This window comes from Pseudomonas sp. Z1-29, assembly GCF_051131995.1.
Lineage (GTDB): Bacteria > Pseudomonadota > Gammaproteobacteria > Pseudomonadales > Pseudomonadaceae > Aquipseudomonas.
Genome location: NZ_CP071645.1, coordinates 1,999,156 through 2,024,952, shown reverse-complemented (window position 1 = coordinate 2,024,952; position 25,797 = coordinate 1,999,156). Strand labels below are relative to the sequence as shown.

The following is a 25,797-nucleotide window of genomic DNA, read 5'->3' as shown; positions in this document are numbered from 1 at the left end:
GTCAGACGTGCCGGGCCATTTGCAGGCTGACGGAATGGCTTCGTTGCAGGTCGGCAAACAGTTGTTCGATCTGACGGGTACGGGCCTGCATTGCCTGGCCGTAGTCCTCGACCACTCGGGTGAGGTAGGTGGTGACTTCCTCGCTGATGGCCATGCGCACCCGCACATCGGCGAGGTGCACGGCCGCCTGGGCCTGGTGCTGGCCGCTCTTGATCTGTAATCCGCCTTGCACCGCCACGTTGCCGAATTCGGTGATTGCCTGGGTGATCTCCAGGTTGGCGGCATAGCGCGCCAGCGTTACCGGATCGGCGCCGTTGGTAATGATGCTGCGCAGTTGCGTCAGCATCTGGGTCAGTGTATTGCCGACCGAGGTTGCCACTTGCTTCATCGCCTGCATCGCCGCGGGTGCGGCCTGGGCGACCATCGAGGCAAGTTTCGAAGCAACGGCGCTGAGCATCGGCCCGATCACCTGCGCCCCGACCACGGCTACCAGCGCGACGGCGGCCAGCGTCGCGACGATCCCCTGGATCATGCCGGCGATCTGCGCGATTTCCTTGGCCTTGTCCTCATCGACGCCCAGGCCGACCAGCAACCTGGTGTAGAGCTCGGTGAACAGCTTGATGGCTTCCTGCATGACGATGGTCAGCGGCTTCATGACTTCGCCCATGAACGACACTCCGGTTTTATCCTTGATCACCGAATCGGCGATCATCACGGCCGCGCCGACCACGCCCACCGCGATCAGCACCGGATTGGCGGTCAAGACACCGGCGGCAATTGTCGCGATGGCCAATATCGCGCCAACGATCTTGCCGATGCAGCCCATGGTTTTCTGCAATGCCTCAGCCTTGCGGACTTCTTCCAGGTATTTCTCCGACTCACGTTCCATGTGGGCCTGGAGCCTGGTCTGCAGCTCCTGGAAAAGCTCCTGGTTAAGCTCCTCCTTGTTTTTCGCCGACTCGCCGAGCAGCTCGATGATTTGCAAACGGCTCAACAACGCTTGCGCCCCACTGGAGAGGGCTTTTTCGTCGGCTTGCCGAGCGCCGGGCGTGTTGATGCCGGAGGCATGCACTTTTGCGCTTGTTTCGCTCACCGCCTTGGCACAGGCGTTGGCCACTTCGATCAATTTCAGATGAGCATCGGTTGCCAGCTTGAAGGCTTGGGTGTGGCTCGCCAGCTCGCCTTTGAGCTGGTCGCGACGCGCCAGCTCCCGCGTGTATTCCGGCGATTGCGGGTCGAGCTTCATCAGCCGGGCCTCGCTTTCGTCCAGCCCTCCCTGGGCATGCGCGACCCGTTCACGCAACTGCTCGAGGTGTTGCTGGCTACTGCCGACGTCGCCCTCGGCAACTTCCATCGCCTGGACGGCAGCGGTGTATTCGGCGGACAACTTTTCGTGCCCTTGCTGCCTGGCACCGGCCATGCTCTGGAGCATTGCCAGGCGACTCTTCAGCTTCTTGACGTCGACCTCGCCGATCAGCTCGTTGATCATTGCCATCAACAGCGTGAACAGATCGCCACTGGTATCCGGCTTGCCGCCGTCGGCGCGCGGAGGCGGCGCTTGCAGTACGGGTTTGCCTGCGTTGGCACCAGGCTGACCGTCGCGGCCTTCGTACTTCACCGACATCAGGCGTGCCAAGGCGTCCTGCCCGGCCTTCTGGTAGTCCACCGTCCGTGCGGCCTTGACGGCCGCCTCGGCGTATTTTTCAAAGGCCTCGCCACGGCTCATGGGGCCGTGATGCCCCGGGTGGCCAGTCGTCCTTATTTCGCTCATGTGCGGTCCTCCGGACCTTGCTGTTCCATCATGCGAGCCAACGTGTCGAGATATACCCTGGCTTGCTCGTGCAGCTCGTCTTGCGTGGTTTGTTCCAGTACATACTCGAAACACAACCGGGCCTTGCCGACCTTGCCCAAGGCCAGGTGACACTGGCCGGTGTACAACATGGGCCGGTAGTCGTTCTTGCCCTGGGCAAAGGCAATCGCATACAGGTCGATGGCTTTCTGGTGGTTTTGCTTGAGTTGATGCACCGCAGCCAGTCCCATCCAGTAATGGCTGTTGTAGAAGTCGTAGATGCACAGGAAGTGGAAGAACTTCTCGGCATCGTCCAGCCGCCCCTGTTCATAGAACTGGAAGGCAAAGGCATACAGACTGTCCATGTGTTCGTCGGTGATGCCTTGCACATCCTTCAACGCCGCGCCGCCGAGCACGGCGTCGACGACATCCAGGGCTACCTGCTCGTCTTGTTTGTTGTCGCGACTCATCCGCCACACTCCTGAGAAAACGCCAGCGTTGCTGACCGATGCATTGAGCCAAAAACGCTGAAAGGCCGCTGCCAGATTGCGCTCATGCCGTTGTGCCGCGATTGCTCCCCCGCCAAGCCTGGTTGTCCTTCAAGCCTGCTCGACCTGTTCGAGCCAGATCAGCAGGCGCAGCACTTCCTCGACTTCCTGCACCTGGAGGAAGCTGTAGCGCTGGTGGGTCTTGAAAATCCGCCGGGCCAGGGCGATGTCGTTGACCACCGGCACGCCCACCTCCTTGGCATATGCCCGCACGGCCAGGGCGCGCTGGTTGGTTTCCATCAGCGAGATGAACGGCAGCAAGGTGATTTCCGGGCGGAAATACACGCCGATGGCGATGTGGGTCGGATTGGCGATGATCATGCGCGAGCTGCGCACATCGGACTTGACCTGCTCCGACAGCAGTTCCATGTGCAGGTCACGGCGGCGGCCCTTGATCTGCGGGTCGCCCTCCTGCTCCTTGTGTTCACGCTTGACCGCGTCCTTGTCCATCATCTGGTCTTTCATGAACAGCCAGTATTCGCTGAGAGCATCGAGCACGACGATCAGCAGGACGCAGGCGAGGAAGGCCAGCACCAGCACCAGCAACAAGTGCCCCCAGATCGCGAACAACTCCGGCGCCTGGACAAACAACTGGGCAAACAGTAGCTGCCGCTGAGTGATCCAGACGATCCACAGCGCCATGGCAAAACTGACCAGGTACAACAACGCCTTGAAGGTGTCCTTGACGGTCCGCAGGCTGAACAGTTTCTTGAAGCCGTTGACCGGGTTCAAGGCGTCCAGATTGAGCTTCAACGCTTCGCTGGCCAGGGCAAAACCGCTTTGCAGCAACGCCGGCAGCGCGCTGGTCAGTACACACACCAGCAACAGCGGCAACAGCGTCTTGAGGCCGAGCAGCACCAACGTCGCCGAGTAACCTTGCAGATCCGCCTGAAAATCGCTGGCGATGATGCGCCGATAAACGTCCATGATCTCGACCAGCGAGCTGTTGAATACCATGTAGGCAATGCCGCACAGGGTCAGGCAGGTGATGACCAGGTCCTTGGCCTTGAACGTCTGCCCTTTGCGCGCCGCGTCCCTGAGCCGCTTGGCGGTGGGCTTTTCAGTCTTCGACGCGCTGGACGACATGACTGGCCTCTCCGCTTTCCAGATAGCGCGCCAACCCATCAGCCTGCATGCCCATGCGCAGGACTTCATCCGGCAGATGCACGCCGAAATACAGGATCAGGACTACCAGTGCCACCAGGCTCTTGACCGTCAACGACACGGAAAAGGCGTTCATCTGTGGCGCATAACGCGAGAGCAAGCCGAGCAAGGCCTCGCTGATCAGCAACGTCGCCACCACTGGCGCGCTGATGACCAGCGTCTTGCTCACCAGCGCATCCAGCAAATCCAGGACGGCAGGCAGGATCACCTGGCAGTGATTCGCCGGCGCACAGATGCGATAGCTATGACTGACGGTCTCAAGCATCAACAACATGCCGCCACCTTCGAGATAGACCGCAGCGGCAAACAACTGGAGAAAATTCGCCAGCTCCGAAGTATCGACGCCGTTGGCCGGGTCCACCGTGCTGCTGAGCATCGCGCCGCGCTGGTTGTCGATCAGGTTGCCCATGGCATGCAACACCCAGAACGGCCAGCACAGCAGCACGCCCAACAGCACACCGATACCCGCCTCGCGCAGCATCAGGGCGAAGAACGCCAGGCTGTCGAGGGCTGGCGCGGGCACGCCGACGTAACGCCAGAACCCCAGCGCCACCAGCAGGATCACCGCGTGGCGTGCCACGCCGGTCAGCACACCGCTGTTGAGAAACGGCAACATGAAAAAAATCGGTGCCAGGCGAGCCACGCCCAGTGTTGCGGCGGCAAACCCGGCATAGAGTTCGAAGAACAGCGTCATGGACATCGCTAACCCAACGCCAGGCGGATGACTTCACGACTGAAATCGAGCAGGGTTTCGCCGTACCACCCCGAGAGCAGGAACAGGCACGCCGCGACCGCCAGCAACTTGAAGCCGAAGGGCAGCGTCTGTTCCTGCAACTGGGTCACGGTCTGGATCAACCCGATCACCAGCCCGACTACCGTGGCGACGATGATCGGCCAGGCCACCATGAGCAGGATCAAGTACAAGGTCTTGTTACCGGCATAAACCAGATCATTCATGGCCGCGCCTATGCCAGCAGCGTCAGGTATTGCTTGACCAGGCCGGTCGACAGCAGCGCCCAGCCGTCCAGTGCGACAAACAGCACCAGCTTGATCGGTACGGAAATGATCACCGGACTCATCATCATCATGCCCAACGCCAGCAGGATGCTGGAAATCACCAGGTCCACAATCACAAAGGGCAGGTACAGATAAAAACCGATCTTGAAGGCACTTTTGATCTCGCTCAGCGCATAGGCCGGCAGGAGCGAAAACAAAGACGGCGTCAGTTCTTCATCGGCCGGCGGGTCTGCGTCGGTTCCATCCTGGACCGCCTGGGCCCGCTCGAAAAACAGCGCCAGTTCCGGGTCGGTGTACTTGCGCAGGTAATCCTTGTAGCCGCCCAGGCCGTTCTCGGCGAAATTCACCACCGACTCGATATCGGTAAAAGCCACCGCTTCGGTCTTGTAATAGTCGTGGCCCTGCTTGACGACCGGCGTCATGACAAAAATCGCCAGCATCAGCGCAATTGCATTGAGGGCCATGTTCGACGGCACCTGCTGCAAGCCCAGGGCGTTGCGCACGATGACAAAGACAATGGAAAACTTGATGTAGCAAGTGCCTGCCGCCACCAGGAACGGCAGCAGCGAGGCGAAGGCCAGCAAGGCGATCAGCGAAACATCATTCATCGCCACGGTCCCGATAGACGTCCAGCAGTTCAACGCCAAGTTGTCCGTCCAACTGCACCAGCTCACCACGGGCGACAGGCTTGCCGTTGGCACGGACCTCGATGTTTCGCGCGACATCCCCGGGCAGAGGGATCAGTTGCCCGTCGCTGATCTGCGCGAGCATGGCCAGATCGGTTGCATGGGTGGCGAGGACGAATTCCAGGCGCACCGGGAGCGCCCCCAGGTCGATCTGCGCGCCGGGCCCCGACGTTTCTTCCGGGCAGGCATCAGCCAGCGTTGGTTGCATGCGTAAACCCTCCTGGGTCAAGGTGAAAGTGCCAAGGCATTGCTGTATTAAAAAGCACTGCCGGGTCAGCCGGGTGATCCGCAGGACATCGCCCTGAGCCAGGCGCAGGCGACTGGCGAGGCTCAGGTGGCTGATGCCCAATACGAACATCAGTCGCAACGGCAGATCGCTCAGCCATGAATCCGCCTCCAAAGGGACGCAGGCAGTGCCAGGCGTCGGTAGCTGCTGCAACCACAGGCGTCCCCGCGGCGTCGCGATCCATGGCAAGGGGTAAGTGGGTAATCGCGTCGGGGCGACGCATTCGATGTCGCACAGATCCCGGTAGCCCAGCTCGTCCACGTCCGGCAACAAGGGCCGTGGCACGGCTCGAAACAAGGCGACGATACTCGGCAACGGGCATTCGGCCGTCAGCAACGGTTGCAGGGTGGGGATCGAGTGATGCAACCAGTCGTGGGCCATGATCAACCCTTGCCAGCCGCCCCCCTCGCCCTGCGCGCGAAATCGCAGATAGCCGCGACGCTGCGGCATCTGCTCCAGCCCCGCGTCCCGCCCGGCACGCCGCCAGCGTTGAATCGCTTGGGCATGAGCGTGCGCCGAAGCGTCGACGCGGCGCAGCTTCAGCGCGCTCATGCCGAATGCTCCGCCGATTCATCCTGATCCTCATCCGGCGATGGCTGCGACCCTTGGCGCTGCTGTTCGCCACCACGTTCAGCGAGTCGCCAGGCCGGCTCGCGGGCCAGCTCGAAAGGCTCCTTGAGCTGCTCGAACACCAAGGCATTGCTTGGGCTGAGCGTCAGGTTCCGAGTGGGCTCTTCAGGCCCGCGGCTGATGACCACCTGACCACTGGCCGCGCCTTTGTTGAAAGGGATCTGCAACAAGCCCCGGTCTGCCGATGGCAGTGCTTCAACCAAGGCGTCGGTTGTCGAGGACGGCATGGGCGGCAGCGGGCGCTGCACGGAAACAACTGACGACACCTGGCGCGGGGCTTGAAGATTCGACGGCAGTTGGGGTATCTGTTCGGCGCCGATGGGGGCCGTTGGCGTATCACTGGCGAGGGGACGGTTTATCGGCTCGGGCAAAAGTGCAAGCGCTGCCGGCATCACCTTGTCGACAACAGATGCCGCCGGCTCCGGACGTTGTGGCAACGCCTGTTGTACCGGTGTAGCGGACAACAAAGGCTTTTCCGAAAAAGGCATGGCTGCCCGGAGATTCGGCTGAACGGTGTCTGGTTCGATATCCATCGTCGCCTGGACAATCGGTGCAGTGCCGTCGAATTCAATTTCCACGCTTCGCCGGGCAGCGACTGTCGTGTGCCAGGCCATTGCGCCACGGGGTTCGGCAGGTCCCGGCCGTATCAGCAAAGCCATCAGGTCAAGGACACCTTGCGGCAGCTCGTCCAACTGCACCGGAACCAGCTCGGTCCGGTGCTCATCGCTCGAACGCTGGTCGGCGGGATCCTCGATCTGGATCGGTCGAGTGGGAACCACGGATATCTTGCTCATCGACGAACTCCGATCATCTCTTCCAGCTCCCGCTCTTCCCGGCGCGCCGCTTCAAGCCGTTGCGCGCGCACCAGTCGCTGGACTGAATCCACATATTTGTCATGTCGGCGCTGCAATGAACGCAGCAGCTCACGTTGCCCGAGCAAATGCTGCTCGGCCTGCCGGCACTGCTGCTCGACGCGGTCACGCTCGACGCGCAACACGTCGATCCTCCGGCGGATCACCGCCTGGGTGCGCAGCAGCGTCAACAGTTGTCCGTGATCCAGCACACAATCGTTCACCCGATGGCTGGCCAGCAGGCGTCGCAGCGCAGCTTCCTGTTCATCGAAACCGGCGCGTTCTCGCAGCAGCGGCTGCAACTGACGCTGGGCGCGCACCACCGCCAGTTCGCCGCGTTGCCGGCGAAACAGACTGAAGGCCAGCAAGCGCCGTCGATCATGCAAGGAGTTCATGCAGGCTCCGCAGTGCTTCGTCCGGCGCGCAATATTCGGCTGTCGGTTGGCGCAGCCACCCGTCAAGCGCGTCGCGACGTTGCAGCGCGTGGTCGTTGGCGGCGTCGGCACCCGGGCTGAATTCGCCCATGTCGAGAAAAACCTGCAACCGTTCCAGGCGCGCCAGGATCTCCCGGGCCGCCGCAGCCAACTGCCGGACCTCTGGCGAGGTGACTTGCGTCGCCACCCGACTGGCGCTGCGCAGGACGTCGATTGCCGGGTAGTGCCCCTTGGCCGCCAGGGCACGGCTGAGGTAAACATGGCCGTCAAGAATGGAGCGAATCTCCTCGGCGATCGGGTCCGGCTCGTCGTCACTTTCCAGCAACACCGTGTACCAGGCGGTAATGCTGCCCGAGGCGGTCACCCCGGGTCGTTCCAGCAGACGCGGCAAGGCATCGAACACCGAGGCCGGATAGCCGCGCCGCGCCGGCGCTTCGCCAGCCGCCAGGGCCAGATCGCGTCGCGCGCGGGCGTAGCGCGTCAGCGAATCCAGCAGCAACACCACGCGCCGTCCCTCGTCACGAAAATATTCGGCGATGGCGGTGGCCTGTAACGCTGCGTTGCAGCGATCCACCGAGGAGAAATCCGAAGTGGCGTACACCACCACGCAACAAGAGCGCTTGGGCGACTGGCGCAGGTGCTCGATGAACTCGGTCACTTCGCGCCCGCGCTCGCCAATCAGGCCGACCACGAAGACGTCTGCGTCCGTGTGCTCGATCAGCATGTCGATCAGGGTGGTCTTGCCGGAGCCGGCGGCGGCAAAAATGCCGATGCGCTGGCCCACTCCGCAGGTCAGCAAACCATCGATGACCCGAATGCCGGTTCGCAAGGGTTCCACGACTGGCCGCCGCTGCTGGTACGACGGCGGATCGGCATCCACCGGGCAGTCGCGCTGGACGGTCAACGTCGCCGGCGCCAGGCGCTCGACCACGACGCCCTGCGGATCGACCACGCTGCCAAGCAAGGCGTCGCTACAGGTCAGTTGCAAGGACGAGCCCGTCGGCACGATCATCGATTCGCGGGACAGGCCTTTCGCATCGCCAAGCAAACTGAGCAGCACCGCACCGGGCTTGAAGCCGATGACCTGGGCCCTGGCGGCGATGTCGGGCGAGCGCCAGTGCCGACGCACCTCACAGATCTCGCCAATGACCACCTCGCTCAACGCCGCCTCGATCAAGGGACCGCTCAGGCGCAACGGATGGGCCGCCCGTCGTTCCAGCCGGAAGTTGATCAACGGAGGATTTCCAGGAGGCGTCCAAGGCCCTGCACAAAGGAATCGAGCGCCTGGGCCAGATGCTCGGCATCGCTCAGGGCTTGGACGTTGGCCAGCAAACGCAACTCCAGCCGCCCCTCGACTTCGCACAGGTGCAGTTGCCCGGTACGGGAAAACGGGTTGCCTTCGAGCAGGAACTGCAGCAGATCGAAAGCACAATAATTCAACGACTGTGGCATCGCCTCGGCGACTGCTGCCCAGAGCCACGTATCGCCTTCGACGATAGCCAGATGCACATCGGGCAGATTGCTTAATTGCATCGCTATCGTGCCGTGGCTGTCGAAGTCCCCTATCTGACTGTCCACGCAACCGCTGTGACGCAGTGCTTCGCGCAACAGGCCGGCAATATCCATCGGTATCATTTGCAGGGTTCCTTAGAGCGTCTTGATGACATTGACCGAGACGGTCTCGGAAACTTCGCCGAACGACATGACGTCCAGCTCCCGGAAACGCCCCTCGATCAGCCGCTTGATGTAGCGCCGTACGTCGACCGAACACAGCAGCACCATGTCCTTGTGGGCGATGTGCAGACTGTCCAGGCCGACACTGAGTCGGTCCATCAGCTCTTCCGACTCGGAAGGTTCCAGGTTGAGAAAATGGCCGCCCGAGGTCTGCCGGATGCCACGGCGTACCACGTCCTCGAATTCCGCCGACAACAGCAACACCGGCAGCTCGTTGCCCCGGGCAAACTTGTTGCTGATATAGCGGGCCATCGCGCCGCGAACGTGCTCGACCAGCGCCAGTACGTCTTTCTCGCGGGAGGCCCAAAGGGCCAGTGCCTCCAGGATGAGCTTCATGTTGCGTACCGAAATGCGCTCGCCGATCAGCCGTTGCAGCACTTCGGCGATCTTTTGCACCGTGACGTGGCGATAGACTTCCTTGAGCAGATCGGGATACCGCGTTTCCATTTCGTCGAGCAGGTGCTTGGTTTCCTGCACGCCGAAAAATTCCTGGATGTTGCGCGCCAGCAACGTGACCAGGCAGCGGTAGCATTCTTCGTCAGCCGGTCGCAGGTGGTAACCCAACTGTTGCACCCGCTCCCGGTCGGCGGCGCTGACCCAGACTCCGCCGAGGCGATTGCTGTCGTCGCCGCGCACCAGGGCAAAGCCCAGCGGTTCCAGCTCGGGGGAATAGTCCAGCAGGCGCCAATGGTCGAAATGGATATCGAACTGTTCGGCGCGCACTTCGTTGATCAGCACCGCCACTTGATGCGCCGGCAGCGCTTCGCTGGCCCGTAGCCGCGGCTCCGGAATGCGCAGCCCGTAGTCGACGAAGAACTGGCTGCGAAAGCGCGCCGCCCAGCGGTTCTTTTCCAGCTCCTGCAGGCGTGCCGTGGGCACCAGCAGCATCAGCGCAATGGTTTCTGTCGCGATGTTGTCGACATTATCAAGCAACCCCGATTCGCCCTGGACCGCGCCCTGTTCGGCGGGTTCGACGCGGCTTTCGTCCGCCCCCGCCTGGCGCAACGAGCGGCGATGGCGAACAAACACAACCAGCCCCAGCACACTGGCGATCGAGAGGAATGTCAGCAACGGAAAACCGGGCAACAGGCCCACGCCCACCGCCAGCAGCGCGGTCACACCCAGGACGAACGGGTTGCCGAGCATCTGGGCGAGCATGTTGCGCCCCAGGTTGCTGTCGTCACCGTTGACCCGGGTGACGATGAAACCTGCGCCAATGGCGATCAGCAGCGCGGGTATCTGTGCGACCAGGCCGTCGCCGATGGTCAGCAGGGTGTAGGTCGACAGGGCCGTGGACATGTCCATGCCCATCTGCCCGACACCAATGGCCATGCCGCCGATGAAGTTGACGAAAATAATGATGATGCCGGCGATTGCGTCACCCTTGATGAATTTCATCGCACCGTCGAAAGAACCGTACAACTGGCTTTCGCGCTCCAGCACACTGCGTTTTTCCCGCGCCTGGGTCGCATCGATGGCACCGGCCTTGAGATCGCCGTCGATACTCATCTGCTTGCCGGGCATGCCGTCCAGGGAGAAGCGCGCCGCCACTTCGGCGACCCGCTCCGAGCCTTTGGTGATCACGATGAACTGGACAATCGTGACGATGGAAAAAATCACGAACCCCACCACCAGGCTTTCGCCGATCACGAAGTCGCCGAACGAGGCGATGATCTCCCCGGCATCGGCCTGGCTGAGGATCAGCCGGCTGGTGCTGATCGACAGCGCCAGGCGGAACAGCGTGGTCAGCAGCAGCAATGCCGGGAACGTCGAGTAGCTGAGGATGCGTTCGATATAGAACGAGCCCATGAACACCAGCAGAGAAATGACGATGTTCAGGCCGATGAGGAAATCCACCAGCACCGTCGGCAGAGGAATGATCAGCATGGCGATGATCATCACCATCAACGTCAGGATCAGCAGCTCCGGGCGAGCACTGACATTGCGCAGAAAGACGTTGAGCAGCGAGGCCGGGGGGCGGGAGGACATCATGGTTGGGTCTCGCTGCGGTGCTGCTCGATGCACTCGTGGGCATGGGCAACATCGGCCAGGCGCGTGAACTGCAAGGCCAGGCGCTGCGGCGCGGCTTCGTCGACGAACAGTGGCGCGGGCAAGCGCAGGCAGAGCCGACGCACGGCTTGCAGCAACATCGAGCGTTCACGGTGGGAACTGAGCAGCACCTGCTCGCCCACTGTGCCGAGCAACAGTTGGTCGAGATCATCGGGGCAGGTCAACACGCCGAGCAGGAACACCAGCCAATCGGCCTCGTGGGGGTTGTGCCGGCAGATGAGCCCATCGTCGAGCACAGCACCGACGAACAGCTGGTCGGCCGAGCGCAGGCGCTTGATATCGGTCACCCTGGCAAAAAGCAGGCCGAACTCGATGCGCGAGCAACTGGGGTCCTGGGCACTGATGTCGGTCAGCAATGCGGCCTCGATGAAGGCCAGCACATTCATGCGCTGTGGCGCGCCGTACTGGGCAATCCAGTCCTGGTAGCAACCGAGCGAGCCTTCGTCGGACTCGAGGAAATCGCGGTAGGTCTCGCGTAGCAGGCTGGCCCGCACCGCCATGGTCGAACCAGACATTCGCGCCTTGAGCGCCGCATTGATCCCGGCGTTCATGCGCTTGGGATCAGCCTGGGCAACCACCGTCTGCTTCAGCGCCGTGAGTCGCTGCCGCGTGGAGGCTTCGAGTGTGCGGCGGCGCAACAACGCTCGCAGCACCAGCACCAGATCGCTGTCATCGGGAAACAGGCTGCGTGCCATCTGCAGCAACCAGTCGACAGGTTTGTCCGCCAGCCGGGCCAGGCTCAATACCTGGCGCGCCTTGGGCACGGTATCGTCCTCGAGCACTCGTTCGAAGGTATCGGCCTGGGTGCCTGACTTGAGCTCGAACAACCGTCGGCCACGGAACTGTGCGAGCGCCGCCGACAGTTCGTCGCTGATCTGCACGATGCGCTGCGCCACCGCGGCCGTCGCGCTGTCGTCCGGGCCCGTCTCGACGTCGACTGACGGCTGGCGTTGCTCGGCGGCCTTCTCGGTATTCAAGCGCGCCTGGGCGGCTCGCCCACCTGGGGAAGTCGGGGTCAGGATCATTTCTCCGACATCCGGAAGTACATTCGGCGCACCCGTTCGTGCAGCTCCGGGCTCAGCACTTCTGCGCCCTGCTCCAGCGTGGCCGGCTCAAGGGCATCGACGATCTCCTTGGGCTGGATCAGGAACACCCGAACCGTGTTGGCCGAGCGGCTCTGGCGATAGCTGAACAACCTGCCGATCCAGGGAATCGAACCCAGCACCGGGATGCGTCCGATCTGCTCGCCGTGGTCATCGCGGGTGAACCCGCCGACCAGCAGGCTCTTGCCTTGTGGCACCCGCGCCACGGTGCTGATACGCGTGCGCCCGACCGTCGGCAAAGCCCCTTGCTGTTCGCCCTGGCCGGGGTTCTCCACCTCGTTGCCGTCCTCGATATTGAGCAGCATCTCGATTTCATCCGACTGGGCGAAACGCGGCAGAACGCTCACCAGCGTGCCGTAGGTCACATGCTGCAGATCGACGCTGCGCTCGCCTACCAGCGGCGCGTAGAACGTGCGGTTGTTATCGAAGATCGCCGGCACGTTCTCTTGCGTCAGGATGACCGGGCGCGAGACGACGTTGGCCCGCTGGGTACGCTCCAGCGCCATGACCTGGGTGACGAACGAAACACCGTCCAGGGTGGTGGCCGAACCGGCGTTGAGCGATGCACTGAACTGGCCGCCCGACTTCAATGCGCCTTGCCAGTTGATGCCCAGTTGATTGAGCTCATCCTTGTGCAGGTCGATGATCCACAACGACAACTCGACGTGTCGTTTCGGCGTGTCCAGGGCACTGACGAGATTTTCGATGAAGTGGACCTGCTCCGGCAGCCCCTTGACCAACAGGCTGTTGGTATCCGGATAGGCCACCACCCGAATGTTGCCGGCGGCCAGCTCCCGCGCAATGATCCGTGGTGCCAGCGGGTCCTGGTCCGAGGAGGCGTTTGCCAGTCCCTCCAACGGGAACTGCGGCATCGATCCACGCGCTTGTTGCGCGGGGGCTTGCGCCACTACCGGCTCGACCCCACGCTTCTCACCCTGCAATAACTGCTCGATCACCGTGGCCAGCCCGGGGACGGTGACCTTGTCGTCACGCAGCTCATACTTGCGGTCACCGACGAAGGTGTTGCGCACATGGATGACGCCGATCTGCTGTTTGCCCAGCAGCAGCTCCGAGCGCTGGTTGTCCATCAAGCTTGCGGCTTGCGTCACCAGGTCGACATAGATCGGCGGCCCCGACACATGGAAGGTCCGTAAACCGTCGTGGCGCAACGGATAACGCGGATCATCCAGTCCGGAACGCCCGAGGAATGCCTGTAGCCTGGCCACGGTCAGGGTTTGCAGCGACATCATCGAGCTCTTGAATTCCGCAGCGTCATACAGGTAGATCGCCTGGCCATCGCTGTACCAGATCAACCCCATCTGCGCGCTGACTCGCTCGAAAGTCCGCTGCGGCGTACGCAGGTCGAACGTCCCACCGATCCGCTTGACCGCTGCGGCCTTGCTGACAATCACCGGCTTGCCCAAGGCTGCGGACAATTCGCTGAAAAACGTCCGCGCGCTCTGCTCCCTGGCTTCGAACGCATAGACATCGGCCTGCGCGACAACGGGCGCAAGCGCCGCGATGCCCAGGCAATAGACGAGAAGAGCGGTAAGGGACAATCGGCGTGTCATCGGTTCACTGGCCTGGGCAAGTAGGTAATGTCAGCCAGGCTGCTGGGCGTAAAACCCACCAATTGACGAATCTCCCGAGAGAAATGCGAAGAAGAGGCAAAGCCGAACTCCAGCGCCACGTCGGTCAGGGAACAGTCCCGCAGGCTCATGTCCAGTAACGCCTGGGCCGTGCGCCAGCCACGCAGGGCCGGTTTGGCCGCGCTCCCCAGGGCCTGTCGGCAAAGCCTGCGAAAATGCGAAACCGAGACGCCGTAGCGCTGTGCCAGGGTGTTGAGCTTTTCGCTGTGAGTGCCCTGCTCCAACAGAAAACGCACCAGCCCGTAACTCTCGTGGTGACGCAACAGGTTGGCCACCGTGTGATAGGCCTCGGTGCCGCGCATCGCCTGCTCGATGTACCAGCGTTCGAGGCGCTGCGGCGAGCGGACGATTTCTTCGTTTACCGGCAACAGCGCCCACGGCGCAACATCGGCCTTTTGCCCGGAGAAGGCAGCGCTCATGTCGAAAAAAGCCAGTAGCTTCACCAACGGCGCTTCGTCAATCGGTGTGACGTGCAATTCGCCGCCGTGAAATTGCAGCGAATCGCTCAGCACCAGCAGCCCCTCCCACCCGGACGGCAGTGTCTGACCGAGGCCCGGCTGCCCCGCGTTCAGTTGAACCGGGCCCAGGGCAACACGCAGGTGCAGCACTCGCCCGCGCAGATCAGGCGAGGCCGGGAAGCAAAACGATTTTTCCTGCACATCCGTCTCCTTTGCCAGGTGGCGATGAAAGGAGCGACAGGATGCAAGGCACGCCGCCCGCAATCCTGATGGGAAGGTGATGAGGCGCTAGCTGGCATATGCCTTGCACCCTTCGTGTTCATCGGCACCCATCCCAATGGCGGAATGAGTGCCACACTGTTTCAAGGACAACGGCGTCGTCCTCCGGCCTTGCTCTGGCATCGGTCCGGGCACGGCGCTTTTTTATGCGGAAGGTGATGCGCGATGAATGAAATTCCAGCCCCCCCCCTGGCTTGGGTCAATGGCAGCGATGCCCCGGAAAAGAGCGCGATCAACCTCGGCTTCATGGCCCTGAGCGACTGCGCCCCGGTGGTCGTGGCCGCCACCCAGGGCTTCGCCCAGCCCTACGGCTTGACGCTGAACCTCAAGCGCCAGGCCTCCTGGGCCAACCTGCGGGACAAGCTGGTCAGCGGTGAAATCGACGCGGCCCACAGCCTGTACGGCCTGATTTATGCCGTGCACCTGGGGATCGGCGGCGTCGCGCCGACCGACATGGCCGTGCTGATGGGGCTGAACCAGAACGGCCAGAGCATCAACCTGTCCCATGGTTTGCAGGCGCAAGGCGTGACCAGTCCTGAGGCACTGGAGCAGCATGTGCACCAAACTCGCCCGAAACTGACCTTCGCCCAGACCTTTCCCACCGGCACCCATGCCATGTGGCTCTATTACTGGCTCGCCGCCCAGGGCATTCATCCGTTGTCGGATGTCGACAGCGTAGTGGTGCCACCGCCGCAGATGATCGCGCACCTGCAAGCCGGGCGCATCGATGGTTTCTGCGTCGGCGAGCCCTGGTGCGCCAGCGCCGTGAAGCAGAACCTCGGTTTTACCCTGGCGACTACCCAGACCATCTGGCCCGACCACCCGGAGAAAGTCCTGGGTTGTACCCGCGCGTTTGTCGAGCAATACCCCAACACTGCCCGCGCGCTGGTGATGGCCATCCTCGAAGCCAGCCGCTTCATCGAACAAAGCACTGAAAACCGCCGCAGTACCGCGCAATTGTTGAGCGCCCCGGAATACCTCGACGCTCCGCTCGATTGCATCGAGCCGCGCCTGCTCGGGATTTATGCCGACGGCCTGGGCAACAGCTGGCAGGATCCCCACGCCATGCGCTTTCATGGGGACGGCGAGGTGAACCTGCCGTACCTGTCCGACGGGATGTGGTTCATGACCCAGTTCCGGCGCTGGGGTCTGCTGCGCGAAGACCCGGACTACCTGGCCGTGGCCCGCCAGGTCCAACAGCTCAAGCTGTATCGTGAAGCCTGCGCGGCGCTGGGCGTGACGTCGCCTCGCCAGGACATGCGCAGCAGTCAACTGATCGACGGCACGACCTGGGACGGCTCGGACCCGGTCGGGTATGCCCGCAGCTTCAAACTGCACGCCTTGAGCGATGCGGCTCCCCTTCTCGCCAGCCGCTGACAGGAGCCTCGATTATGCTGCGTATCCTGCTGATCAACGACACCGCGAAAAAAGTCGGGCGTCTCAAGGCGGCCCTGATTGAAGCCGGATTCGAGGTGATCGACGAATCCGGATTGACCATCGACCTGCCGGCGCGCGTCGAAACGGTGCGTCCGGACGTGATCCTGATCGATACCGAGTCACCCGGGCGCGACGTCATGGAGCAAGTGGTGCTGGTCAGTCGTGACCAGCCACGACCGATCGTCATGTTTACCGACGAGCACGACCCGGATGTGATGCGCCAGGCGATCAAGTCAGGCGTCAGCGCCTACATCGTCGAAGGCATCCATGCCGCACGCCTGCAACCGATCCTCGACGTGGCCATGGCCCGCTTCGAAAGCGACCAGGCCCTGCGCGCGCAACTCCTGGCCCGGGACCAGCAACTGGCCGAACGCAAGCGCATCGAACTGGCCAAGGGCATGCTGATGAAGATGAAGGACTGCAACGAGGAACAGGCCTACACCCTGATGCGCCGCCAGGCCATGAGCCGCCAGCAGAAGCTGATCCAAGTGGCGGAGCAGATCATTGCCATGAACGAGTTGCTCGGCTGAAAGCCTTGTAGCGCCTGACCAGCCGCCTTCGCGAGCAGGCTCGCTCCCACAGGTTCGGAGAACACTCTGATTCCATGTGGGAGCGAGCCTGCTCGCGAAGGCCTCCCCCAAACCTCGCAGGTTGGCACAGATCTCGCTTAAGCAACCCCACAGGTAACCAACGGCGGTTGCCCCACCTACGACAAAGACGTCGCACACCCTCCTCGCCTCTCTGGCGATCCGGGTTGCGGCGTTTTTTTGTTTTGGCCCCGCGGGGCCGGTGGTGCGACCACAGACGGCGCACTGCTCAAAGCACTGACTCATTTCTCGAGACTTTTACAGCTGAGGTGCGCGATGAATTCAAGCTTCTGGAAATCCGGCCACACCCCGACATTGTTCGCGGCCTTCCTCTATTTCGACCTGAGCTTCATGGTCTGGTACCTGCTCGGCCCGTTGGCGGTACAGATCTCCGCCGACCTGCACCTGACCACCCAGCAACGCGGCCTGATGGTCGCGACGCCAATCCTCGCCGGCGCCGTGCTGCGCCTGTTCATGGGCCTGCTGGCCGACCGCATTTCACCGAAGACCGCCGGCATGGTCGGCCAGGTGATCGTGATCGGCGCGCTGTTCTGCGCCTGGAAACTGGGCATCCACAGCTACGAACAAGCCTTGCTGCTGGGCCTGTTTCTGGGCGTGGCCGGCGCTTCGTTCGCCGTGGCCCTGCCGCTGGCTTCCCAGTGGTATCCACCACAGCACCAGGGCAAGGCCATGGGCATCGCCGGTGCCGGTAACTCGGGCACCGTGCTTGCCGCGTTGATCGCTCCGGTGATGGCGGTGGCCTTCGGCTGGACCAACGTGTTCGGCTTCGCGGTGATCCCGCTGGTGATTACCCTGGTCTTGTTCGCCTGGCTGGCCAAGAACGCACCGGAGCGGCCCAAGGCCAAATCCATGGCTGACTACCTCAAGGCCCTCGGTGACCGCGACAGCTGGTGGTTCATGTTCTTCTACAGCGTGACCTTCGGCGGCTTCATCGGCCTGGCCAGCGCCCTGCCCGGCTACTTCAACGACCAATATGGCCTGAGCCCGGTGACCGCCGGCTACTACACCGCGGCCTGCGTTTTCGGTGGCAGCCTGATGCGGCCCTTGGGTGGCGCGCTGGCGGACCGTTTCGGCGGCATCCGCACCCTGCTGGGCATGTACACCGTGGCGGCTGTCTGCATCGCCGCGGTCGGCTTCAACCTGCCGAGTTCCTACGCGGCGCTGGCCCTGTTCGTCTGCACCATGCTCGGCCTGGGTGCGGGCAACGGCGCGGTGTTCCAACTGGTGCCACAACGTTTTCGTCGCGAGATCGGCGTGATGACCGGGCTGATCGGCATGGCCGGCGGCATCGGCGGCTTCGCCCTGGCGGCGGGCATGGGCGCGATCAAGCAGAGCACCGGCAGCTACCAGCTGGCGCTGTGGTTGTTCGCCAGCCTCGGTGTCCTGGCCTGGTTCGGCCTGCACGGGGTCAAGCGTCGCTGGAGGACCACCTGGGGTTCGGCAGCGGTCACCGCGGCTCGGGTATAACCTGCAACCATGAGCCTGCAACTGAGTTTTGCCGAAGCCAGCGCTACCGGTCCCCGAGAGGAAAACCAGGACGCCCTGCGCCTGGTCACTCCCGCCCCGGCCCTGGCCGCCAGCAAGGGTTACCTGTTCGCCATCGCCGACGGCGTGAGCCAATGCGCCGATGGCGGATTGGCCGCGCGTTCGACCTTGCAGGCACTCGCCCTGGACTACTACTCCACGCCGCAGACCTGGGGCGTGGCCCAGGCGCTGGACCGGCTGCTGCTGGCGCAGAATCGCTGGCTGCAAGCCAACGGTGGCGGCCAACCGCTGCTGACGACGGTCAGCGCGCTGGTCTTGCGGGGGCGGCGCTTCACCCTGGCCCACGTCGGCGATTGCCGGGTCTACCGGTGGCACGCCGACCATTTGCAACGGGTCAGCGAAGATCACGTCTGGGAACAACAGGGCATGCAACATGTGCTCAAGCGTGCCTTGGGGCTGGATCAGCATTTGATACTCGACTTCCTCGACGGTGAGCTGCGTGAAGATGAAACCTTCGTGCTGCTCAGCGACGGCGTCTGGGCGGTACTGGGGGACACGGCCATTGCCGGCATCCTGCGCGACCAGCCAGACCTGGATCGCGCGGCGCAGACGCTGGTCAACGCCGCGCACCTGGCCGGTAGCCAGGACAACGCCAGCGCGCTGTTGGTGCGGGTCGATGCGGTGGGCGAAGCGAGCATCGGCGACGCGCTGATCCAACTGCAACAGTGGCCGCTGCCCCCTGCACTGAAGGCGGGCCAGGTGTTCGAAGGCTGGCAGATCGAAAGCCTGCTCGGCCAGAGCCAGCAATCGTTGCTCTACCGGGTACACGATGGTCAGGGCCTACCCTGGCTGTTGAAAACCTTGCCCGTGCAGCTACGGGACGACACCCGCGCCGGCCAGGCGCTGTTGTCGGAGGAATGGTTTCTCAAGCGGGTCGCGGGTCGGCAGTTTCCGGAGGTGCATGGCGTTCCGCAGCGTCAGCATTTGTACTACGTGATGCGTGAATATCCGGGCGCGACCCTGGCCGAACTGTTCAACCAGGGCGGTCCGTTGCCCCTGGCTCAATGGCTGGAGCTGGCGCAGCGACTGGTGCGCGCGGTGGGCCTGTTGCATCGAAGGCAGATCTACCACCGCGACATCAAGCCGGAGAACCTGCACCAGGGCGACGATGGGGAGTTGCGCTTGCTGGATTTTGGCCTGGCGTACTGCCCCGGTTTGTCCGAAGACCAGGCCAACGTCTTGCCTGGCACCCCCAGCTACATAGCGCCGGAAGCCTTCGGCGGCGCCGCGCCGACGGCGCAACAGGACTTATATGCGGTCGGCGTGACCTTGTATTTCCTGCTGACCGGGCATTACCCCTACGGCGAAATCGAAGCGTTCCAGCGACCGCGCTTTGGTGTGCCCGTGAGCGCCAATCGTTATCGACCGGACCTGCCCGAATGGCTCGGGCAGAGCCTGGAACGCGCCGTGGCGGCAGACCCTGCGCAGCGCTTTGAAACGGCAGAAGAATGGCTGTTGCAGCTGGAACAGGGCGAGCGGCGAAGCTTGAGCGTAAGGCCCCGGCCATTGCTTGAGCGGGAGCCGCTGAAGGTCTGGCGGACGTTGGCGCTGGTGTCGTTGGTGGTGAATGTTGTGCTGCTGTTTCTGGTGTTTCATAGCTGAAGCCCAGTTGCCCCCTTCGCGAGCAGGCTCGCTCCCACAGGTTGATCGCGGTCTCCTGTGGGAGCGAGCCTGCTCGCGAAAGCGGTGTAACAGCCGCTACCTGTGCCAAGGCTGACGCTCCATTACCGGGCAACACGCTTTGATTCGGTGCAATAAATCCCCCCGCAACGCGGCCAATCCGCGCCTCCTCCAGTAAATCCAAGCCCTCGCGCCACTTGGCACAACCACTGCATAACCTCTTCCACCATACATAAAGCAACGCCTCCAACGATGAAGGCGGTGCTTCCCGAGAGAACGGGACCAGGACAAAGGCGTCCTCGCTAGTTTGCTAGCGAGACGCCTTTTTTTGTTTTCGAAAAAATTGCCGAGCCAGCCCGACCGCCGTGATGAAACGGGCCTGAGCTTGCGGAGAACCCTGATGAAAAAACTCAAACTGGTAATGATCGGCAACGGCATGGCCGGGGTTCGCACCCTCGAGGAACTGCTCAAACTGAGCAACGAGCTCTACGACATCACGGTCTTCGGCGCCGAGCCCCACACCAACTACAACCGCATCCTGCTCTCGCCCGTGCTGGCCGGGGAACAGACGTTCGAAGAAATCGTGCTCAATGACCTGAGCTGGTACCTGGACAACAACATCAAGCTGCTGCTCAACCGCAAGGTGGTGGAGATCGACCGGGTCAAGCGCCGGGTCATCGCCGAAGACGGCAGCGAAGCCGAATACGATCGCCTGCTCATCGCCACCGGCTCCACGCCGTTCATCCTGCCGATCCCTGGCAACACTCTGGATGGCGTGATCGGCTACCGCGACATCGCCGACACCCAGGCCATGATCAACACGGCCAAGACCCACAAGCACGCGGTGGTCATCGGTGGCGGCCTGCTCGGCCTAGAAGCCGCCAATGGCTTGAAACTGCGCGGCATGGACGTGACCGTGGTGCACATCGGCGAATGGCTGCTGGAACGCCAACTGGACAAGACCAGCGGCCAGCTGCTGCAAACCGCCCTGGAAAACCGTGGCCTGAAATTCCGCCTCAGCGAGCAGACCCAGGCCTTGCACGACGCCGGCAACGGCCGGGTCGGCTCGGTCCAGTTCAAGAACGGCGACATCATTCCCGCCGACCTGGTGGTGATGGCTGCCGGTATCCGGCCCAATACCGAACTGGCGGAAAAATCCGGCATTCCGTGCAACCGCGGAATCCTCGTCAACGACACGATGCAAACCTATGACCCGCGCATCTACGCCATCGGCGAGTGCGCCAACCATCGCGGCACCGCCTATGGCCTGGTGGCGCCGCTGTTCGAGCAAGCCAAGGTCTGCGCCAATCACCTCGCGCAACTGGGCTTCGCCACTTACAAGGGTTCGGTGACGTCGACCAAGTTGAAAGTCACCGGTATCGATCTGTTCTCCGCCGGGGATTTCATGGGCGGCGAAGGCACCGAGACCATCACCCTTTCCGACCCGATCGGCGGCGTCTACAAAAAGCTCGTCATCAAGGATGACGTGCTGGTCGGCGCCTGCCTGTACGGCGATACCGCGGATGGCGGCTGGTATTTCCGCCAGATCCGTGAGAACCATGGCATCAGCGAGATCCGCGATCACCTGATGTTTGGCGAAAACGCTTTGGGCGACGTCGGCCATCAAGGCCAGGACAAAGCCATGAGCATGGCCGACACCGCCGAAGTCTGCGGCTGCAATGGCGTGTGCAAGGGCACCATCGTCAAGGCGATCCAGGAACACGGCCTGTTCAGCGTCGATGACGTGAAAAAACACACCAAGGCCGCCAGCTCCTGCGGCTCCTGCGCCGGCCTGGTGGAACAGATCCTGATCAACACCGTGGGCGGCGCGGCGGACGTCAAGCCGAAAAGCGAAAAAGCCATCTGCGGCTGCAGCGACCTCAACCATGGGCAGATCCGCCAGGCGATCCGCGACCAGCACCTGCTGACCATCGCCGGGACCATGGGTTACTTGAACTGGCGCACCCCGAACGGCTGCGCCACTTGCCGTCCGGCCCTGAACTACTACCTGATTTCCACCTGGCCCGGCGAAGCCCAGGATGACCCGCAGTCGCGCCTGATCAACGAGCGGGCCCACGCCAACATCCAGAAAGACGGCACCTACTCGGTGGTCCCACGGATGTGGGGCGGCGTGACCAACCCATCCGAGCTGCGCCGCATCGCCGACGTGGCCGACAAATACAACGTGCCCATGGTCAAGGTCACCGGCGGCCAGCGTATCGACCTGCTGGGCATCAGGAAGCAAGACCTGCCCGGCGTCTGGAAAGACCTCGACATGCCGTCCGGCCACGCCTATGGCAAATCCATTCGCACCGTGAAGACTTGCGTGGGCAGCGAGTTCTGCCGCTTCGGCACGCAGAACTCCACCCAATTGGGCATCGAGCTGGAACACGACCTGTTCAACATGTGGTCGCCGCACAAGGTGAAGCTGGCGGTCTCCGGTTGCCCACGCAACTGCTCGGAAGCGGGCATCAAGGACGTCGGCATCATCGGCGTAGATTCCGGCTGGGAGATGTACATCGGTGGCAACGGCGGGATCAAGACCGAAGTCGCCGAGTTTTTCGTCAAGCTCAAGACCGCCGAAGAAGTGCGCGAATACAACGGCGCCTTCCTGCAGCTGTACCGCGAAGAAGCCTTCTACCTCGAACGCACCGTGCACTACATGCAGCGTGTCGGCATGGAACACATCAAGAAAGCCGTGCTGGAAGACCCGGAGCGGCGCAAGGCCCTGCACGAGCGCTTGAAGTTTTCCCTGTCGCTGGAGCAGGACCCCTGGAAACAACGGCTGGAACAACCGCAGCTGAAAAAAGAGTTCGAGGTCATCCCCGTGAAGAACCTGGAGGTACTGGCATGAACTGGCTGGATATCTGCGCGCTGGAAGACATCAACGCCTTGGGCTCACGCATCATCAACGGGCCGAAAGGCGATATCGCGATTTTTCGCACCAGCGACAATGAAGTATTCGCACTCGACGACCGTTGCCCGCACAAGGGCGGCCCGCTGTCCCAAGGCCTGATCTACGGCAAGCGCGTGGCCTGCCCGCTGCACAACTGGCAGATCGACCTGGAAACCGGCCAGGCCCAGGCCCCGGACGTGGGCTGCGCCCATCATCATTCGGCCCGCGTCGAGAACGGCCGGGTGATGCTGGCCCTGCGGGACGCAAGCTGATGAACCGCCAGACGACTGCCTCGACCTGCTGTTATTGCGGGGTCGGTTGCGGCGTGCTGATCGAACATGACGGCGAGCGCATTCTCGGCGTCAGTGGCGATCCCACCCATCCGGCCAACTTCGGCAAACTGTGCAGCAAGGGCTCGACCCTGCACTTGACCGGCGACCTCGCCGCGCGCGCCCTCTATCCCGAACTGCGGCTGGGCAAAGGCCTGGCCCGTGGCCGTACCGATTGGGACAGCGCCCTGGACCATGCCGCCAACGTCTTCGCCGACACGATTGCCGAGCACGGACCGGACAGCGTGGCGTTCTACATCTCCGGCCAACTGCTGACCGAGGATTACTACGCCTTCAACAAACTCGCCCGGGCGCTGGTCGGTACCAACAACATCGACAGCAATTCCCGGCTGTGCATGTCCTCCGCCGTGGTGGGCTACAAGCGCAGCCTGGGTGCCGACGCGCCACCTTGCAGCTATGAGGATGTGGAACTGAGCGATTGCGTGATGATCGTCGGCAGTAACATGGCCTACGCCCATCCCATCCTGTTTCGTCGGCTCGAAGAAGCCAAATCCCGCCGGCCGCAGATGAAAGTCATCGTCATCGACCCTCGGCGCACCGACACCTGCGACCTGGCGGACCTGCACCTGGCGATCCTGCCTGGCACCGATGTCGCCTTGTTCCACGGGATCTTGCATCTGCTGCTGTGGGAAGACTGGGTCGACCGCAGCTTCATCAAGGCCCACACCGAAGGCCTGGCGGACCTGAAGAATCTGGTGCGCGACTACACCCCCGCCATGGTTGCCCAGCTGTGCGGGATCAGCGTCGAGCAACTGCACCAATGCGCCGAGTGGGTCGGCACCTCGCCAAGTTTCCTCTCGTTGTGGTGCATGGGCTTGAACCAGTCCACTGCCGGCAGCGCAAAAAACAGCGCCCTGATCAATCTGCACCTGGCCACCGGCCAGATCGGCCGACCGGGCGCGGGACCGTTCTCGCTGACCGGCCAGCCCAACGCCATGGGCGGCCGCGAAACCGGCAGCCTGTCCAACCTGCTGCCGGGCCATCGCGAAGCCGGCAATCCGGAGCATCGCGCCGAGGTCGCCAGCTATTGGGGCGTGGAGCAATTGCCGAGCACCACAGGCTTGAGCGCTATCGAATTGTTCGAGCAGGTACGCAGCGGCAAGATCAAGGCCCTGTGGATCGCCTGCACCAACCCGGCCCAGTCGATGCCGGACCAGGCCGCCGTGCGCGAAGCCCTGCAAGCTTGCCCGTTCGTGGTGTTGCAAGAGGCCTTCCGGACTACCGAAACCGCCGCCTTTGCCGACCTGCTGCTGCCGGCGGCCAGTTGGGGCGAAAAAGAAGGCTCGGTCACCAACTCCGAACGACGCATTTCCCACGTTCGCCGGGCGATAAACGCACCGGGTGAAGCACGGCCGGACTGGGCGATCACGGTAGATTTCGCGCAACGACTGGAGAAACGCCTGCGCCCCGGCCAGCCCAGCCTGTTCGCCTTTAAAACCCCAGCCCATTTGTTCGATGAATACAAGCAACTGACCCGTGGCCGCGACCTGGACCTGTCCGGAATCAGCCATGACGTGATCGACCGCCTCGGCCCTCAGCAATGGCCCTTCCCGGAGGGCGCCACGGTCGGAACAGCGCGCTTGTACGGGGACGGGATTTTCCCGACTGACAGCGGCCGCGCCCGATTCGTGGCCGACCCTTATCGCGCCGCCAAGGAATTGCGCGACGCACGCTACCCCCTGACGCTGAACACCGGTCGGCTGCGCGACCAGTGGCACGGGATGAGCCGTACCGGTACCGCCGCGCAGTTGTTCGGCCATGTGAACGAAGCGGTGCTCAGCCTGCATCCCGACGAATTGCTTCGCCATCGCCTGCAGTCCGGCGACCTGGTCAGTCTGAAGAGCCGTCGCGGCAGCGTGATCGTGGCCGTGGACAGCGACGACAGCGTGCGCCCCGGCCAGGCCTTCCTGCCCATGCACTGGGGCGACCGGTTTCTCAAGGGCGGGGTCAACATCCTGACTCAACCGGCATTCGACCCGTTGTCGAAACAGCCGGAACTCAAGCACAGCGGCGTACGCCTGGAACCAGTGAACCTGCCCTGGCAGCTTTTCGCCCTGGTTGAAGGCAATGTTCAACAGCATCTGGAGGCGTTGCGTCCGCTGTGTGAGGCGTTTTCCTACGTCAGCCTGAGCCTGACCGGCCGCGACCGTCCAGCGTTGCTGATACGCGCTGCCAGCGCCGTGGCGCCCGAACCGCAGCTTTTGCAGGCGATCGACGAACAGCTGGGGCTGATCGAAGGCCCGGTCCTGGCCTATGACGACCCGCGCCGCGCCATTGGCAAGCGGGTACGGATCGAAAACAGCCGCATCACCGCCATTCGCCTGGCCGGCGAAACCCTGGCCCGGCATTGGTTGCAAAACCTCTGGTTGGAAGGGCGCGCCGACGACCAGTTGCGGCGCTGGCTGCTGGCCCCCTTGAGCGCACCGCCGGGTAACACCGGCGCCGCCACGGCTGGTGGGAAGACGCTGTGCAATTGCATGAATGTCAGCCAGCGTGCGGTTTGCGCGGGCATCGAGCGCGGCCTGGATTTGCAGGGCCTGAAAAAAGAACTGGGCTGCGGCACGCAGTGCGGTTCCTGCGTACCGGAAATCAAGCGCCTGCTGGTTGCCACCGCGCAACCGGTCGCCGCGATCTCGTGAGGAA

Annotated in this window: 22 protein-coding genes; 7 read left to right on the top strand and 15 right to left on the bottom strand. The window is 62.9% G+C overall.

The genetic code is table 11. The annotated features are described in order from the left end of the window. Position 1 precedes the first annotated feature (1 nt). The 15 genes from sctE to J3P84_RS09290 all read right to left on the bottom strand — a co-directional run bounded on the left by sctE (position 2) and on the right by J3P84_RS09290 (position 14,620). A complete protein-coding gene (gene sctE / locus J3P84_RS09360) occupies positions 2-1,771 on the bottom strand; it encodes a type III secretion system translocon subunit SctE (RefSeq protein ID WP_434629588.1) in 1,770 nt (589 codons plus the stop codon). Then, positions 1,768-2,259 (bottom strand): type III secretion system translocator chaperone SicA, encoded by a 492-nt coding sequence (sicA, locus tag J3P84_RS09355; RefSeq protein WP_434629585.1) that lies wholly within the window; start codon positions 2,257-2,259, stop codon positions 1,768-1,770. Before sicA ends, sctE begins: the two co-directional genes overlap by 4 nt. Before the next feature lie 129 nt (positions 2,260-2,388). After that, the gene (locus tag J3P84_RS09350) at positions 2,389-3,423 is read right to left on the bottom strand and encodes an EscU/YscU/HrcU family type III secretion system export apparatus switch protein (RefSeq protein ID WP_434629582.1); all 1,035 of its coding nucleotides are present in this window, start codon (positions 3,421-3,423) and stop codon (positions 2,389-2,391) included. Then, on the bottom strand, positions 3,398-4,201 hold the full coding sequence (sctT, locus tag J3P84_RS09345) for a type III secretion system export apparatus subunit SctT (protein WP_434629579.1): 804 nt from the start codon (positions 4,199-4,201) through the stop codon (positions 3,398-3,400). The genes J3P84_RS09350 and sctT overlap by 26 nt, the downstream gene beginning before the upstream one ends. Before the next feature lie 2 nt (positions 4,202-4,203). Continuing rightward, the gene (locus tag J3P84_RS09340; RefSeq protein WP_434629577.1) at positions 4,204-4,458 is read right to left on the bottom strand and encodes an EscS/YscS/HrcS family type III secretion system export apparatus protein; all 255 of its coding nucleotides are present in this window, start codon (positions 4,456-4,458) and stop codon (positions 4,204-4,206) included. An 8-nt stretch (positions 4,459-4,466) separates the two neighbouring features. Then, a complete protein-coding gene (locus J3P84_RS09335) occupies positions 4,467-5,126 on the bottom strand; it encodes an EscR/YscR/HrcR family type III secretion system export apparatus protein (protein WP_434629574.1) in 660 nt (219 codons plus the stop codon). Next, positions 5,119-6,042, bottom strand: a complete 924-nt coding sequence (locus J3P84_RS09330; RefSeq protein WP_434629571.1) for a FliM/FliN family flagellar motor switch protein — start codon at positions 6,040-6,042, stop codon at positions 5,119-5,121. Before J3P84_RS09330 ends, J3P84_RS09335 begins: the two co-directional genes overlap by 8 nt. Next, positions 6,039-6,914 carry a SpaN/EivJ family type III secretion system needle length determinant gene (locus tag J3P84_RS09325; RefSeq protein ID WP_434629569.1) on the bottom strand — a complete coding sequence of 292 codons (876 nt, stop codon included), beginning with the start codon at positions 6,912-6,914 and terminating at the stop codon, positions 6,039-6,041. Before J3P84_RS09325 ends, J3P84_RS09330 begins: the two co-directional genes overlap by 4 nt. After that, the gene (locus J3P84_RS09320; protein ID WP_434629567.1) at positions 6,911-7,366 is read right to left on the bottom strand and encodes a type III secretion protein; all 456 of its coding nucleotides are present in this window, start codon (positions 7,364-7,366) and stop codon (positions 6,911-6,913) included. The genes J3P84_RS09325 and J3P84_RS09320 overlap by 4 nt, the downstream gene beginning before the upstream one ends. Further along, complete coding sequence (sctN, locus tag J3P84_RS09315) at positions 7,350-8,636, bottom strand: type III secretion system ATPase SctN (RefSeq protein WP_434631247.1); 1,287 nt, start codon at positions 8,634-8,636, stop codon at positions 7,350-7,352. The genes J3P84_RS09320 and sctN overlap by 17 nt, the downstream gene beginning before the upstream one ends. Next, positions 8,636-9,040 carry an Invasion protein B family gene (locus J3P84_RS09310; protein WP_434629564.1) on the bottom strand — a complete coding sequence of 135 codons (405 nt, stop codon included), beginning with the start codon at positions 9,038-9,040 and terminating at the stop codon, positions 8,636-8,638. Before J3P84_RS09310 ends, sctN begins: the two co-directional genes overlap by 1 nt. Before the next feature lie 12 nt (positions 9,041-9,052). Further along, positions 9,053-11,104: an EscV/YscV/HrcV family type III secretion system export apparatus protein gene (locus J3P84_RS09305; RefSeq protein ID WP_434631244.1), complete on the bottom strand. Its 2,052-nt coding sequence runs from the start codon at positions 11,102-11,104 to the stop codon at positions 9,053-9,055. Between the two features lie 23 nt (positions 11,105-11,127). Beyond that, positions 11,128-12,234: a type III secretion system gatekeeper subunit SctW gene (sctW, locus tag J3P84_RS09300; protein ID WP_434629561.1), complete on the bottom strand. Its 1,107-nt coding sequence runs from the start codon at positions 12,232-12,234 to the stop codon at positions 11,128-11,130. Further along, complete coding sequence (gene sctC / locus J3P84_RS09295; RefSeq protein WP_434629559.1) at positions 12,231-13,883, bottom strand: type III secretion system outer membrane ring subunit SctC; 1,653 nt, start codon at positions 13,881-13,883, stop codon at positions 12,231-12,233. Before sctC ends, sctW begins: the two co-directional genes overlap by 4 nt. Beyond that, positions 13,880-14,620 carry a helix-turn-helix domain-containing protein gene (locus J3P84_RS09290; RefSeq protein WP_434629556.1) on the bottom strand — a complete coding sequence of 247 codons (741 nt, stop codon included), beginning with the start codon at positions 14,618-14,620 and terminating at the stop codon, positions 13,880-13,882. The genes sctC and J3P84_RS09290 overlap by 4 nt, the downstream gene beginning before the upstream one ends. A gap of 243 nt (positions 14,621-14,863) precedes the next feature. Here J3P84_RS09290 and J3P84_RS09285 point away from each other — a divergent pair, with 243 nt between their 5' ends. The 7 genes from J3P84_RS09285 to J3P84_RS09255 all read left to right on the top strand — a co-directional run bounded on the left by J3P84_RS09285 (position 14,864) and on the right by J3P84_RS09255 (position 25,793). Next, positions 14,864-16,075 carry a CmpA/NrtA family ABC transporter substrate-binding protein gene (locus tag J3P84_RS09285; protein ID WP_434629553.1) on the top strand — a complete coding sequence of 404 codons (1,212 nt, stop codon included), beginning with the start codon at positions 14,864-14,866 and terminating at the stop codon, positions 16,073-16,075. A 14-nt stretch (positions 16,076-16,089) separates the two neighbouring features. Further along, positions 16,090-16,665, top strand: coding sequence for an ANTAR domain-containing response regulator (locus J3P84_RS09280; RefSeq protein WP_047737436.1), 576 nt, complete (start codon positions 16,090-16,092; stop codon positions 16,663-16,665). A gap of 333 nt (positions 16,666-16,998) precedes the next feature. Next, positions 16,999-18,210 (top strand): nitrate/nitrite transporter, encoded by a 1,212-nt coding sequence (locus J3P84_RS09275; protein WP_305499861.1) that lies wholly within the window; start codon positions 16,999-17,001, stop codon positions 18,208-18,210. A 9-nt stretch (positions 18,211-18,219) separates the two neighbouring features. Then, positions 18,220-19,890, top strand: a complete 1,671-nt coding sequence (locus J3P84_RS09270; RefSeq protein WP_434629549.1) for a protein kinase domain-containing protein — start codon at positions 18,220-18,222, stop codon at positions 19,888-19,890. A gap of 418 nt (positions 19,891-20,308) precedes the next feature. Beyond that, on the top strand, positions 20,309-22,762 hold the full coding sequence (gene nirB / locus J3P84_RS09265; protein ID WP_434601377.1) for a nitrite reductase large subunit NirB: 2,454 nt from the start codon (positions 20,309-20,311) through the stop codon (positions 22,760-22,762). Next, positions 22,759-23,076, top strand: coding sequence for a nitrite reductase small subunit NirD (nirD, locus tag J3P84_RS09260; RefSeq protein WP_434629546.1), 318 nt, complete (start codon positions 22,759-22,761; stop codon positions 23,074-23,076). The genes nirB and nirD overlap by 4 nt, the downstream gene beginning before the upstream one ends. Further along, on the top strand, positions 23,076-25,793 hold the full coding sequence (locus tag J3P84_RS09255; RefSeq protein ID WP_434629543.1) for a nitrate reductase: 2,718 nt from the start codon (positions 23,076-23,078) through the stop codon (positions 25,791-25,793). The genes nirD and J3P84_RS09255 overlap by 1 nt, the downstream gene beginning before the upstream one ends. Positions 25,794-25,797: the final 4 nt, after the last annotated feature.

Bases quoted from the DNA above. Each gene is read 5' to 3' on its own strand.
- sctE (WP_434629588.1), bottom strand. From the start codon at position 1,771: ATGAGCGAAATAAGGACGACTGGCCACCCGGGGCATCACGGCCCCATG.
- sicA (WP_434629585.1), bottom strand. From the start codon at position 2,259: ATGAGTCGCGACAACAAACAAGACGAGCAGGTAGCCCTGGATGTCGTC.
- J3P84_RS09350 (WP_434629582.1), bottom strand. From the start codon at position 3,423: ATGTCGTCCAGCGCGTCGAAGACTGAAAAGCCCACCGCCAAGCGGCTC.
- sctT (WP_434629579.1), bottom strand. From the start codon at position 4,201: ATGTCCATGACGCTGTTCTTCGAACTCTATGCCGGGTTTGCCGCCGCA.
- J3P84_RS09340 (WP_434629577.1), bottom strand. From the start codon at position 4,458: ATGAATGATCTGGTTTATGCCGGTAACAAGACCTTGTACTTGATCCTG.
- J3P84_RS09335 (WP_434629574.1), bottom strand. From the start codon at position 5,126: ATGAATGATGTTTCGCTGATCGCCTTGCTGGCCTTCGCCTCGCTGCTG.
- J3P84_RS09330 (WP_434629571.1), bottom strand. From the start codon at position 6,042: ATGAGCGCGCTGAAGCTGCGCCGCGTCGACGCTTCGGCGCACGCTCAT.
- J3P84_RS09325 (WP_434629569.1), bottom strand. From the start codon at position 6,914: ATGAGCAAGATATCCGTGGTTCCCACTCGACCGATCCAGATCGAGGAT.
- J3P84_RS09320 (WP_434629567.1), bottom strand. From the start codon at position 7,366: ATGAACTCCTTGCATGATCGACGGCGCTTGCTGGCCTTCAGTCTGTTT.
- J3P84_RS09310 (WP_434629564.1), bottom strand. From the start codon at position 9,040: ATGATACCGATGGATATTGCCGGCCTGTTGCGCGAAGCACTGCGTCAC.
- sctW (WP_434629561.1), bottom strand. From the start codon at position 12,234: ATGATCCTGACCCCGACTTCCCCAGGTGGGCGAGCCGCCCAGGCGCGC.
- sctC (WP_434629559.1), bottom strand. From the start codon at position 13,883: ATGACACGCCGATTGTCCCTTACCGCTCTTCTCGTCTATTGCCTGGGC.
- J3P84_RS09285 (WP_434629553.1), top strand. From the start codon at position 14,864: ATGAATGAAATTCCAGCCCCCCCCCTGGCTTGGGTCAATGGCAGCGAT.
- J3P84_RS09280 (WP_047737436.1), top strand. From the start codon at position 16,090: ATGCTGCGTATCCTGCTGATCAACGACACCGCGAAAAAAGTCGGGCGT.
- J3P84_RS09275 (WP_305499861.1), top strand. From the start codon at position 16,999: ATGAATTCAAGCTTCTGGAAATCCGGCCACACCCCGACATTGTTCGCG.
- J3P84_RS09270 (WP_434629549.1), top strand. From the start codon at position 18,220: ATGAGCCTGCAACTGAGTTTTGCCGAAGCCAGCGCTACCGGTCCCCGA.
- nirB (WP_434601377.1), top strand. From the start codon at position 20,309: ATGAAAAAACTCAAACTGGTAATGATCGGCAACGGCATGGCCGGGGTT.
- nirD (WP_434629546.1), top strand. From the start codon at position 22,759: ATGAACTGGCTGGATATCTGCGCGCTGGAAGACATCAACGCCTTGGGC.
- J3P84_RS09255 (WP_434629543.1), top strand. From the start codon at position 23,076: ATGAACCGCCAGACGACTGCCTCGACCTGCTGTTATTGCGGGGTCGGT.